Genomic DNA, 11,356 nt, shown 5'->3' with positions numbered 1-11,356 from the left:
GCAACGAAGAGTGAGTGCGGCCGCCGTCGCACTGCTGCTCGGCGGTGCGGGCGTGCTGCTCGGCGCGAGCACCGCATACGGCGCCGAGGTCTCGTACGAGACCGAATGCCTGCCACCGCCCATCTCCGGGCTGCCCCCGGTGGAGGGCACCACGACCGTGGACGTCCAGGCCCCGGCGACGGCCAAGGTCGGCGACGAGGTCGAGGTGGTGTGGAAGACGGTCCAGGCCGCCTCCAAGAACCCGCCCATCCTCGACATCGAGGAGAACACCGTGCAGCCCACCGGCACGCTCACGGTGGGCGGCGCGCAGACCGGCGAACTGGCCATGCAGGGGCCGCGGGAGAATCCGCCGATCCCCAAGGACAGCCCGATGAAGCTGTCGGACATGAAGGCCAAGCTGAAGCTGACGAAGGCCGGTGAGGTCACGCTGACGCCCGGTGCGTACAACATCAACGTCAGCAAGCCGCTGTCGACCGACACCAAGTGCACGCCGAAGGAGACCGTGAAGGCGGCCGCCACCATCAAGGTGACGGAGGGCAGCACCTCGGGCGGCACCACCAGCGGTACGACGGCCGGAACCACCTCCGGAACCACCTCCGGTACGACGGCCGGAACCACCTCCGGTACGACGTCCGGGACCACCTCCGGCACCACCGCCGGTGGCGGCGGGGGCGGGGGCGACTCGTACACCGGAAAGGAGGTGCAGGTCGAGTACGCCTGCAAGACGCCCATCGGCGACAAGACCGCGACCTCCCCGGTCCGTATCGACGCCAAGAAGAGCGGCGGCGGCTTCGCCCTGACCGTGAAGTTCAGCAAGTCCGTGATGGACAGCCCGGCCGACATCCCCGCGAACTCGGTGAAGCCGTCCATGGCGGTCAAGGTCGGCGGCGCGGACAAGGGCACCGTCGCGGTGCAGGGCCCGACCAACAAGGAACCCATCAAGTCCGGTGCCCCGATCGAGATCCCGGACCTGACCGGCACCTACAAGCCGGGCGCGAGCGGCACGTCGACGCTCACCCCGGGCGTGCTGACCGTCAAGGCGCTCGGTACGACCACCACCTGCACCCCCGCCAAGGACCCCGGCGCCTCGCTGGAGCTGGACACCACGGCCCAGCCCGGCGGCACCACGGGAGCCACCACCACCTCGGGCGGCACCACCGCCTCCGGCGGCACCGGCACCTCGGGCAGCGGCACCGGCGGCGGCCTCGCCGAGACCGGGTCGGACGACCACGGCGGCCTCACGGCGCTCGGCCTGATCGCCGGTACGACGATCCTGCTCGGCGGCGCGATCTTCACCCTCACCCCGTGGCGCAAGCTGCGCGGCACCCGTTGAACGAGCCCGTCTCGCCCCGCCGCGGCTGGGCGTGACCACGCGAAGGGCCCGGCCGCTGGTTTCAGCGGCCGGGCCCTCATCGCCCACGTCAGTGCACGTCGGCCATGAGCGCCTCGACCTTCTTGCGGTACGTGAAGACCGCGAGGCCCGCGAGCACCGCCGCGGTCGCCTCCAGCGCGATGACGCCCGGACCGCTCAGGTCGACCCCGGCGATGGACAGCAGCCCGGTGACGCAGTCGCCGGCGGTGACGGCGAGGAACCACACGCCCATCAGCTGGCTGGCGTACTTCGCGGGCGCCATCTTGGTGGTCACCGAGAGGCCGACCGGCGAGAGGCACAGCTCGCCGGTGGTCTGGATCAGGTAGATCGACACCAGCCACAGGGGGCTGACCTTCGTCCCGTCCGAGGCCATCTGCATCGGCAGCACGAAGACGAAGAACGAGGCGCCGATCATGACCAGGCCGAAGGCGAACTTCAGCGTGGTGTTCGGCTCCCGGTCACGCCGCGCGAGCCACAGCCACAGCCAGGCGAAGACCGGGGCCATCGCCATGATCAGCAGCGGGTTGACGGACTGGAACCACGAGGACGGGAACTGCAGCCCGAAGATCGTGTCCGCGGTCTTGACCTCGGCGAAGGCGGACATCGTCGAACCGCCCTGGTCGAAGATCATCCAGAACACGGCGGCGGCCGCGAAGAACCAGATGTAGCCGCTGACCTTGGTCTGCTCGACCGCCGACAGCTCCCGGTCGCGCTTGATCCGCACCAGCACCCCGATCGGGATGATGAGGCCGAGCAGGGTGATCGGGACCAGCGCCCAGTTGATCGTCCAGCTGCCGCTGAGCACCACGCCGGTGTAGAAGACGGCGGCGACGGCCAGCCAGATCAGGCCCTTGCGCAGCCAGGACCGGCGCTCCTCGGCCGCCAGCGGCGTCGGCACGGTGCTGCTCGCGGGGCTCAGGTGGCGGGTGCCGATCAGGAACTGGACCAGGCCCAGTGCCATGCCGAGCGCCGCGAGCGCGAAGCCCAGGTGCCAGTTGTACGACTGGCCGACGGTGCCGATCACCAGCGGCGCGGCGAACGCGCCGAGGTTGATGCCGATGTAGAAGATGGTGAAGCCGCCGTCGCGGCGCGGGTCCTGCGGTCCGTCGTAGAGCTGACCGACCATCGTGGAGATGTTCGCCTTGATCAGCCCGGAGCCGAGGGCCACCAGCAGGAGGCCGAGGAAGAAGGTCGGCTCACCGGGGACGGCGAGCGCCAGGTGCCCGGCCATCACGATCCCGGAGGCCACCACGACGGTCTTGCGCGGCCCCCAGACCCGGTCGCCGAACCAGCCGCCCGGCATGGCCAGCAGATAGACCATGGCCAGGTAGACCGAGTAGATGGCCACCGCGTTGCCCTCGGTCATCCCGAGGCCGCCGCCCTGACCGCCGTCCTTGGCGTCCGGGCCGCCGGAGATCAGATAGACGACGAGGAGCGCTCTCATGCCGTAGAAGCTGAAGCGCTCCCACATTTCGATCATGAAGAGCGTGGCGAGGCCGCGCGGGTGGCCGAAGAAGGTCTTGCCACCGCTGGCAGGGGTCTCCTGCGCGGTCGCGCCCTTCGACATGCTGGACGCCATGTGGGGGTTCCTTACAGAACTCAGGGGTGCACTGCCGCGCGTCGACACGCGTAGAAGCGCCCGTGGGGGTGGCTGAGCGCCGGGCGGCCACCCCTTTTCGAGGCTCGGTCGTTGCCGGCTCCGTCCGTTCCGCTGACTCCCGATGCCCGGACCGGACATGACAGAGACCTTCGGCGCGTCGAACCACCAAAGGCCCCGGAGGAGTGCTACAGACGTTGTTTCACCATACGACACGCACTTGACGCTCCCGGGTGAGACATAGCTCACGGAATCGGTGTGCGACCGTTCGTGCTCCCAGCGTCGCCACGTGCGCGCCCCGTGGGTGAACCCAAGCGGACTACCATCACCCCATGACCCGAGTTTTGCTCGCCGAGGATGACGCATCGATCTCGGAGCCCCTCGCCCGCGCCCTGCGCCGTGAGGGGTACGAGGTGGAGGTGCGGGAGGACGGACCCACCGCGCTCGACGCCGGTCTGCAAGGAGGCGTCGATCTGCTCGTCCTCGACCTCGGGCTGCCCGGGATGGACGGGCTGGAGGTCTGCCGCCGACTGCGCACCGAGGGCCACGGCTTCCCGGTGCTGGTGCTGACCGCCCGCGCCGACGAGGTGGACACCGTGGTCGGCCTCGACGCCGGTGCCGACGACTACGTCACCAAGCCCTTCCGCCTCGCCGAACTGCTCGCCCGCGTCCGGGCCCTGCTGCGGCGCGGCGCCGTCGAGACCCAGGCCCAGGCGCCCGCCACCCACGGCGTGCGCATCGACGTCGAGTCGCACCGCGCGTGGATGGGCGAGGAGGAGCTGCAGCTGACCGCGAAGGAATTCGACCTGCTGCGGGTCCTGGTGCGGGACGCGGGCCGGGTCGTCACCCGCGACCAGCTGATGCGCGAGGTGTGGGACACCACCTGGTGGTCCTCCACCAAGACGCTCGACATGCACATCTCCTGGCTGCGCAAGAAGCTCGGGGACGACGCCGCCAACCCCCGCTACATCGCCACCGTCCGGGGTGTCGGCTTCAGGTTCGAGAAAAGCTGACGGTGGCTGACACGGTGGGACCATGCGCCGTCGTTTGATCAACTCCACGCTGGCCGTGGTGCTCGTCGTCATCGCCGTCTTCGGTGTCTCCCTGGTCATCGTCGAGACCCGGACCATCGAGAACAGCGCCCAGGAGAGCGTCAGCTCGGACGCGGTGCGGCTGGTCAGCATCGTCGACAGCAGGCTGCTCGGCGGCGAGGGCGTCACCCACAAGGTGCTGCGCGAACAGATCGAGCCCGGGCGCTACGCCCTGATCACGATCCCGCACCACCCGGACGTCGAGATCGGCAAGCGCCCCGAGGGCAGCGTCATCTCCTCCGAGGAGCGCGGCGAGCAGGGCGAGACGGTACGGGTCGAGGCGTCCCGTACGACGGTGAGCCGCGAGATCGGCCGCACCATGCTGATCATCCTGGCGGTGGCGCTGCTCGCGGTCCTCGCCGCCGTCTTCCTCGCCGTACGGCAGGCGCACCGGCTCTCCGCGCCGCTCACCGACCTCGCCGAGACGGCCGAGCGGCTGGGCTCCGGCGATCCGCGGCCGCGCCACCGCCGCTACGGGGTGCCCGAACTGGACCGGGTCGCCGACGTCCTGGACGCGAGTGCCGAGCGCATCGCACGGATGCTCACCGCCGAGCGGCGGCTGGCGGCCGACGCCTCGCACCAGCTGCGGACGCCGCTGACCGCGCTGTCCATGCGGCTGGAGGAGATCACGCTCACCGACGACCCGGACATCGTCAAGGAGGAGGCGTCGATCGCGCTGGGCCAGGTCGAGCGGCTGACCGACGTCGTCCAGCGGCTGCTGACGAACTCGCGCGACCCGCGCAGCGGCTCCGCGGTCGCCTTCGACCTGGACGAGGTCGTCAAGCAGCAGATCGAGGAGTGGCGCCCGGCCTCCCGCAGCGAGGGGCGCGCGATCGTGCGCTCCGGCAAGAAGGGGCTGCGGGCGGTCGGCACCCCGGGCGCGGTCGCCCAGGTGCTCGCGACGCTCATCGAGAACTCGCTGATGCACGGCGACGGTACGGTCGCGCTGCGCACCCGCGTCACCGGCAACCAGGCGGTGGTCGAGGTCACCGACGAGGGCCCGGGCGTACCGCCCGACCTCGGCGCGCGGGTCTTCGAACGGACGGTCAGCGGACGGAACTCCACCGGGCTCGGCCTCGCCGTCGCCCGCGATCTGGCGGAGGCGGACGGGGGCCGGCTGGAGCTGCTGCAGCCGCATCCGCCGGTGTTCGCGCTCTTCCTGAGCCGCGTGGCGGAGGACGTCCGGCCCTCCTGAGGCTGTCGCGGGCCTACTTGCGGATCGGCTGCTCGGCGGTGCGGCGCGCGGTCCGGGCGGGCTGCGCCTCCGACAGGAACGCCTCCGCGCGCTCCACCGCCTCCCGCGCGGGCAGCGTCCGGAACACCCAGGTCCGGTAGGACCAGAAGCGGAAGAGGGTGCCGATGCCGATGCCGAGGAACTTGAACACGTTGCTCGCGAGCGAGCTGTCCCAGCCGAAGCCGTACGTCGCGGTGTAGAGCACACCGTTCTCGATGATCAGGCCGATCGCGCTGAACAGCAGGAACAGGCTGAGTTCCTTGGTGCGCCGCTGCTTGTCCCGGTCGCGGTAGGTGAAATACCGGTAGCCCACGTAGTTGAAGCAGGTCGCGGCCACCGTCGCCACGATGCTGGCCCGCACCACGGGCAGCTCGGTGACGCTGCGGACCAGGTTGAAGACGGCGAGGTTGACGAAGACGCCGGCGCCGCCGACCACACCGAACTTCGCGATCTCCCGGGCGAGCCGCCCCACCTGGGTGCTCAGCCCGCCGAGCATGCGTCGTTCACTCATGGTGATCGCTCAGCCCCGTTTCGTCCGCTTCGACAACATCTCCCCATGCTAACCAGGGCCGGGTGCCCTCGCCCGGAGGCCGCGAACAAGAGTCCGGTAGGAATATGTGGAGGATCATCCAAGCGCAGGTCAGGGGCGGTCGTGGCGAGAAGTTACCCTTGCAAGGTGACATTTCCGGTAGTCGGCATGGTCGGCGGCGGCCAGCTCGCCCGCATGACCCACGAGGCGGGCATCCCCCTCGGCATCAGGTTCAAGCTGCTCAGTGACACTCCCCAGGACTCGGCGGCCCAAGTGGTCAGCGATGTCGTCATCGGCGACTATCGCGACCTGGAAACGCTTCGTGCGTTCGCACAAGGCTGTGATGTGGTCACGTTCGACCACGAACACGTCCCGGCCGAGCATCTGCGGGTGCTGGAGGCGGACGGTGTCGTCATCCGCCCCGGCGTCGAGGCCCTGCTGCACGCGCAGGACAAGGGCGTGATGCGGGAGCGGCTGCGCGCGGCCGGAGTGCCGTGCCCGCGCCACCGCATCGTGACGGACCCGGAGGACGTCGCGCGGTTCGCCGAGGAGGGTGACGGCTTCCCCGTCGTCCTCAAGACGGTGCGCGGCGGCTACGACGGCAAGGGCGTGTGGGTCGTCCACGGTACGGAGGACGCCGCCGACCCGTTCCGGGCCGGGGTCCCCGTCCTCGCCGAGGAGCTGGTCGACTTCGCGCGCGAGCTGGCCGCCAACGTCGTGCGCTCCCCGCACGGCCAGGCCGTCGCCTACCCCGTCGTGGAGTCCATACAGGTGAACGGCGTCTGCGACACCGTCATCGCCCCCGCCCCCGATCTGTCCGAGGCCCTGTCCGCGCAGGCGCAGGAGCTGGCGCTGAAGATCGCGGCGGAGCTGGGCGTGGTCGGCCATCTCGCGGTCGAGCTGTTCGAGACCCGCGACGGCCGGATCCTCGTCAACGAGCTGGCGATGCGCCCCCACAACTCCGGCCACTGGACCCAGGACGGCGCCGTCACCTCCCAGTTCGCCAACCATGTGCGCGCGGTCCTCGACCTGCCGCTCGGCGACCCGCGCACCCGGGCGACCTGGACCGTCATGACCAACGTCCTCGGCGGCGACTACCCCGACATGTACGCGGCGTACCTCCACTGCATGGCCCGGGACCCCGCGCTGAAGATCCACATGTACGGCAAGGGCGTGAAGCCCGGCCGCAAGGTCGGCCACGTCAACACCTACGGCGACGACCTGGCCGACGTCCGCGAGCGCGGCCGCCACGCCGCCGACTACCTCCGAGGGACCATCACCGAATGAGCGCTCCTGTGCCCGCGATCGGCATCGTCATGGGCTCCGACTCCGACTGGCCGGTCATGGAAGAAGCGGCCAAGGCCCTCGACGAGTTCGAGATCCCGTACGAGGTGGACGTCGTCTCCGCGCACCGGATGCCGCGCGAGATGGTCGCGTACGGCGAGAGCGCCGCGCAGCGGGGTCTGAAGGCCATCATCGCGGGCGCCGGCGGCGCGGCCCACCTCCCGGGCATGCTCGCCTCGGTCACCCCGCTGCCGGTGATCGGCGTGCCGGTGCCGCTGAAGTACCTGGACGGCATGGACTCGCTCCTCTCCATCGTCCAGATGCCCGCGGGCGTCCCCGTCGCCACGGTCTCCATCGGCGGCGCCCGCAACGCGGGCCTCCTCGCCGCGCGCATCCTCGCCGCCCACGACGCGGAGCTGCAGGGCCGCATGCGGGAGTTCCAGGACGAGCTGAACGAACAGGCCACGGAAAAGGGCAAGCGCCTCCGCGCCAAGGTGGACGGCGCGCCGTCGTTCGGCTTCGGCCACTGAGCCCCCTCCCGGGGCGGTGCCACTCGGGGTTCCGCCCCGGGTGCGGGCCGGTGGCCCGGTGGTGCCCACCCGTTCCTCCCCCAGCTACCGCTGGGAGGCGCCCCCTCGCGGAACGATTTCCCACAACGGGGGCACATGCGGCCCTTGCGGTGCTGCGTGGCCCTGGCCCTACCCCAGCCTCTCCGGTGTTTGAGGGGCGGGGTCCAGGGGCGGGGATGCCCTACCCCAGCCTCTCCGGTGTTTGAGGGGCGGGGTCCAGGGGCGGGGATGCCCCACTCCCAGCCCCTCCGGCGTTTGAGGAGCGGGGTCCAGGGGCGGAGCCCCGGCGGGGGTGTGGGGGCGGAGCCCCCAGCCGGGGGGCCGGGGGCTTGCCCCCGGTTCGGGAAGGGGCGGGGTGGGGGAGGGCTCGCCGCAGGCGCCCCATGCCCGTGACTTCGACGGGCGCCCCAGGTGAGAATGCCCGGATGACCGATCACCTCGCGCACGCCCGTGACCTGCTGGCCACCCACCCCGTCGTGGACGGCCACAACGACCTCCCCTGGGCCCTGCGCGAGCAGGTCCGCTACGACCTCGACCGCCTCGACATCGCCGTCGACCAGAGCAAGCGCACCCACACCGACATCCCCCGCCTCCGCGAGGGCGGCGTCGGCGCCCAGTTCTGGTCGGTGTTCGTACGCTCGGACTTCAGCGGGGACACGGCGGTCAGCGCGACCCTCGAACAGATCGACGTCGTGCGCCGTTTGACCGAGCGTTACGCCGATGACCTCCGGCTGTCGCTCACGGCGGACGACATGGAGACGGCCCGCGCCGAGGGCCGGATCGCGTCGCTCATGGGCGCCGAGGGCGGCCACAGCATCAACTGCTCGCTGGCCACCCTGCGCGCCCTGTACGACCTCGGGGTGCGCTATATGACGCTCACCCACAACGACAACATCCCGTGGGCGGACTCGGCGACGGACGAGCCGAGGGCGCACGGCCTGACCCGCTTCGGCGAGGAGGTCGTCCGCGAGATGAACCGGCTCGGCATGCTCGTCGACCTGTCCCACGTGTCGGCCGACACGATGCGCGACGCGCTCCGGGTGAGCGAGGCGCCGGTGATCTTCTCGCACTCCTCCGCCCGCGCCGTCTGCGACCATCCGCGCAACGTCCCGGACGACGTCCTGGCGGCGCTGGCCGCCAACGGCGGGGTGGCGATGGTCACGTTCGTGCCGAAGTTCGTGCTGCCGGAGGCGGTCGCGTGGACGAAGGCGGCGGACGAGAACATGCGCGCGCACGGGCTGCATCCGCTGGAGCTGACGGAGGCCGCGAAGAAGGTGCAGCGCGCCTTCGAGGAGGCCCATCCGCGCCCGATGGCAACCGCGGCCACCGTCGCCGACCACCTCGATCATATGCGCGAGGTGGCGGGCGTCGACCACATCGGCATCGGCGGCGACTTCGACGGCGCCGCCTTCACCCCGGCCGGCCTGGACGATGTCGCGGGCTATCCGAACCTCATCGCGGAACTCCTGAACCGCCACTGGTCCGAGGCCGAACTCGCCAAGCTGACCTGGCACAACGCCGTCCGGGCGCTGCGCGGCGCCGAGGACGTGGCGCGCGGGCTGCGCGCGGTCCGGGGGCCGTCCATCGCGACCATCGACCAGTTGGACGGCGCCCCGGAGGCCTGATCTCCGGCACCACCCCAATGGCCCCTTTACCAGGGCTTGATGGCTTTGCGATGTGTTGATGCATCGTTCACGTAATGCGCCTCTTCCCCGTCGCCGGCATGGCGAGAGAGTCGTGAGCGGTCTGACGATCGCTCACGCGCAAACACGGGAAAGAGGCGTTATGCCCGACTTCACCCGCCGTAGACTCCTTGGTGCCGCCGCCGGTTCGCTCGGCGCGGGCGCGGCCATGACGCTCCTGCCGCCGAGCGTGCAGCAGGCGATAGCCGCCGGGCCGCCGAAGGGCGGCTCGCTCGACGACATCGAGCACGTCGTCCTGCTGATGCAGGAAAACCGCTCGTTCGACCACTACTTCGGCACCCTCAAGGGAGTGCGCGGGTTCGCCGACCCGGACGCCCTGACCCTCTCCACCGGCAAGTCGGTCTTCCACCAGCCGGACGCGGTCAACCCGGACGGCTATCTGCTCCCGTTCCACCTGGACACCCACTCCACGAGCGCCCAGGCGATCCCGTCCACCAGCCACGCCTGGTCGGTGCAGCACGAGGCGTGGAACAACGGCGCCATGGACAAGTGGCTCCCGGCCCACCGCAAGGCCGACGGCGAGAACGGGCCGTACGTCATGGGCTACCACACCCGTGAGGACATCCCGTTCCAGTTCGCCCTGGCCGAGGCGTTCACCATCTGCGACAACTACTTCTGCTCGGTCTTCGGCCCCACCTGGCCCAACCGGCTGTACTGGATGACGGGCACCATCGACCCGGCCGGGGTGAAGGGCGGCCCGGTCCTGGAGAACAAGGCGCCCAAGCCGTACCGCTGGACGACCTACGCCGAGCGCCTGCAGAAGGCGGGCGTGAGCTGGAAGGTCTATCAGGAGGAGGACAACTACGGCTGCAACCTGCTGGAGGAGTTCCAGCAGTTCCAGGACGCACGGCCGGGCGACCCGCTGTACGACCGCGGCATGGTGCACAGCCCCGCCGGGACGTTCGAGGAGGACGCCCGCAACGACCGGCTGCCGACCGTCTCCTGGATCATCCCGACCGCCGAGGTCTCCGAGCACCCGGACTACCTTCCGGCGGCCGGCGCCGACTACGTGGCCTCCAAGATCGAGGCCATCGCGTCCAACCCCGAGGTGTGGCGCAAGACCGTCTTCATCCTCAACTACGACGAGAACGACGGCCTGTTCGACCACGTGCCGCCGCCCACCCCGAAGGCCGGGACCGTGGACGAGTTCGTGGGCGGCCTGCCCATCGGCGGCGGCTTCCGGGTGCCCTGCCTCATCGTCTCGCCGTGGACGGTGGGCGGCTGGGCCGCGGGCGAGGCGTTCGACCACACCTCGGTGCTCCAGTTCCTGGAGCGGCTGACGGGGGTCAAGGAGCCCAACATCAGCGAGTGGCGCCGCCGTACGTTCGGCGACCTCACCTCGGCCTTCGGCTTCGGCCACGCCGCACCGCGGCCGCCGAAGCTGCCGGACGACACGGCGGAGCAGCTGGAGAAGGCCAAGGAGGAGGTCGCGAACCTCCCCGAGCCCACCCTCCCGGGCGCCGGCCAGAAGCCCCCGAAGCAGGAGAAGGGCCGCCGCCCGCGCCGCTGAGCCACCTCTTCCGCTCCCACCGCCCGCCCTGACGGTGGGAGCGGAAGGTCTCAGGGGTGGATCAAGCAGAAGGGGTGCCCCGCCGGGTCGGCGAAGACGCGGAAGTCCCGCTTGCCGCCGTCGTCGTCGAGGTCCAGCGGCCGCGCGCCCAGCGCCAGCACCCGCTCCTGCGCCTCCGCCATGTCGGTCACCCGCAGATCGAGGTGCAGCTGCTGCGAGTCCTTCGCCGACGGCCAGCTCGGCGGGACGAAACCGGGCGCCTCCTGGAAGGCCAGCCTGGCCTCGCCGGGCAGGAAGAGATCGACCCACTTCTCGCCCTCGTGCTTCAGCTCCCCGCCCAGCACCTGCTGGTAGAAGCGGGCGAGCGCGGTGGGGTCGGGACAGTCGACGACGGTGACGGTCAGCTTGGCGATGGCCATGGCTCCTCCTCGGGTCCCGGACCGGGTTGACCGGACCGGGACCCGCCA

General features: G+C 70.7%; 10 protein-coding genes. 7 read left to right on the top strand and 3 right to left on the bottom strand.

Annotation, left to right across the window (positions count from 1 at the left end; genetic code table 11):
* Positions 1 to 10: 10 nt before the first annotated feature.
* Complete coding sequence (locus tag ABZ562_RS25250; RefSeq protein WP_361483797.1) at positions 11 to 1,333, top strand: hypothetical protein; 1,323 nt, start codon at positions 11 to 13, stop codon at positions 1,331 to 1,333.
* Positions 1,334 to 1,421: 88 nt separating this feature from the next.
* Here ABZ562_RS25250 and ABZ562_RS25245 read toward each other — a convergent pair whose 3' ends face one another.
* A complete protein-coding gene (locus ABZ562_RS25245) occupies positions 1,422 to 2,951 on the bottom strand; it encodes an oligopeptide:H+ symporter (RefSeq protein WP_361483795.1) in 1,530 nt (509 codons plus the stop codon).
* 350 nt (positions 2,952 to 3,301) lie between these two features.
* Between ABZ562_RS25245 and ABZ562_RS25240 the strand changes: the two genes are divergently transcribed.
* Together ABZ562_RS25240 and ABZ562_RS25235 are read left to right on the top strand one after the other, a co-directional pair.
* Positions 3,302 to 3,982, top strand: a complete 681-nt coding sequence (locus tag ABZ562_RS25240) for a response regulator transcription factor (RefSeq protein ID WP_055557617.1) — start codon at positions 3,302 to 3,304, stop codon at positions 3,980 to 3,982.
* A gap of 22 nt (positions 3,983 to 4,004) precedes the next feature.
* Positions 4,005 to 5,255: an ATP-binding protein gene (locus ABZ562_RS25235; protein ID WP_361483793.1), complete on the top strand. Its 1,251-nt coding sequence runs from the start codon at positions 4,005 to 4,007 to the stop codon at positions 5,253 to 5,255.
* Between the two features lie 13 nt (positions 5,256 to 5,268).
* Here ABZ562_RS25235 and ABZ562_RS25230 read toward each other — a convergent pair whose 3' ends face one another.
* Positions 5,269 to 5,805 (bottom strand): GtrA family protein, encoded by a 537-nt coding sequence (locus tag ABZ562_RS25230; protein ID WP_361483791.1) that lies wholly within the window; start codon positions 5,803 to 5,805, stop codon positions 5,269 to 5,271.
* 165 nt (positions 5,806 to 5,970) lie between these two features.
* Here ABZ562_RS25230 and ABZ562_RS25225 point away from each other — a divergent pair, with 165 nt between their 5' ends.
* From ABZ562_RS25225 to ABZ562_RS25210, 4 genes are all read left to right on the top strand, one after another.
* Complete coding sequence (locus ABZ562_RS25225; RefSeq protein WP_361483790.1) at positions 5,971 to 7,110, top strand: 5-(carboxyamino)imidazole ribonucleotide synthase; 1,140 nt, start codon at positions 5,971 to 5,973, stop codon at positions 7,108 to 7,110.
* Entirely contained in the window at positions 7,107 to 7,637 is a 531-nt protein-coding gene (gene purE / locus ABZ562_RS25220) for a 5-(carboxyamino)imidazole ribonucleotide mutase (protein ID WP_055557621.1), read from the top strand. Before ABZ562_RS25225 ends, purE begins: the two co-directional genes overlap by 4 nt.
* A gap of 464 nt (positions 7,638 to 8,101) precedes the next feature.
* A complete protein-coding gene (locus ABZ562_RS25215; RefSeq protein ID WP_361483788.1) occupies positions 8,102 to 9,301 on the top strand; it encodes a dipeptidase in 1,200 nt (399 codons plus the stop codon).
* 160 nt (positions 9,302 to 9,461) lie between these two features.
* On the top strand, positions 9,462 to 10,889 hold the full coding sequence (locus ABZ562_RS25210) for an alkaline phosphatase family protein (protein WP_361483786.1): 1,428 nt from the start codon (positions 9,462 to 9,464) through the stop codon (positions 10,887 to 10,889).
* 50 nt (positions 10,890 to 10,939) lie between these two features.
* Here ABZ562_RS25210 and ABZ562_RS25205 read toward each other — a convergent pair whose 3' ends face one another.
* Complete coding sequence (locus ABZ562_RS25205; RefSeq protein WP_361483784.1) at positions 10,940 to 11,308, bottom strand: VOC family protein; 369 nt, start codon at positions 11,306 to 11,308, stop codon at positions 10,940 to 10,942.
* Between the last annotated feature and the right edge of the window lie 48 nt (positions 11,309 to 11,356).

Source organism: Streptomyces sp. NPDC019937, from assembly GCF_040631655.1.
Taxonomy (GTDB): domain Bacteria; phylum Actinomycetota; class Actinomycetes; order Streptomycetales; family Streptomycetaceae; genus Streptomyces.
This window is presented reverse-complemented; position numbering and strand designations above follow the sequence as displayed.

Excerpts from the sequence above, each read along its gene's own strand:
- ABZ562_RS25245 (WP_361483795.1), bottom strand. The coding sequence starts at position 2,951 with ATGGCGTCCAGCATGTCGAAGGGCGCGACCGCGCAGGAGACCCCTGCC.
- ABZ562_RS25240 (WP_055557617.1), top strand. The coding sequence starts at position 3,302 with ATGACCCGAGTTTTGCTCGCCGAGGATGACGCATCGATCTCGGAGCCC.
- ABZ562_RS25235 (WP_361483793.1), top strand. The coding sequence starts at position 4,005 with ATGCGCCGTCGTTTGATCAACTCCACGCTGGCCGTGGTGCTCGTCGTC.
- ABZ562_RS25230 (WP_361483791.1), bottom strand. The coding sequence starts at position 5,805 with ATGAGTGAACGACGCATGCTCGGCGGGCTGAGCACCCAGGTGGGGCGG.
- purE (WP_055557621.1), top strand. The coding sequence starts at position 7,107 with ATGAGCGCTCCTGTGCCCGCGATCGGCATCGTCATGGGCTCCGACTCC.
- ABZ562_RS25215 (WP_361483788.1), top strand. The coding sequence starts at position 8,102 with ATGACCGATCACCTCGCGCACGCCCGTGACCTGCTGGCCACCCACCCC.
- ABZ562_RS25210 (WP_361483786.1), top strand. The coding sequence starts at position 9,462 with ATGCCCGACTTCACCCGCCGTAGACTCCTTGGTGCCGCCGCCGGTTCG.
- ABZ562_RS25205 (WP_361483784.1), bottom strand. The coding sequence starts at position 11,308 with ATGGCCATCGCCAAGCTGACCGTCACCGTCGTCGACTGTCCCGACCCC.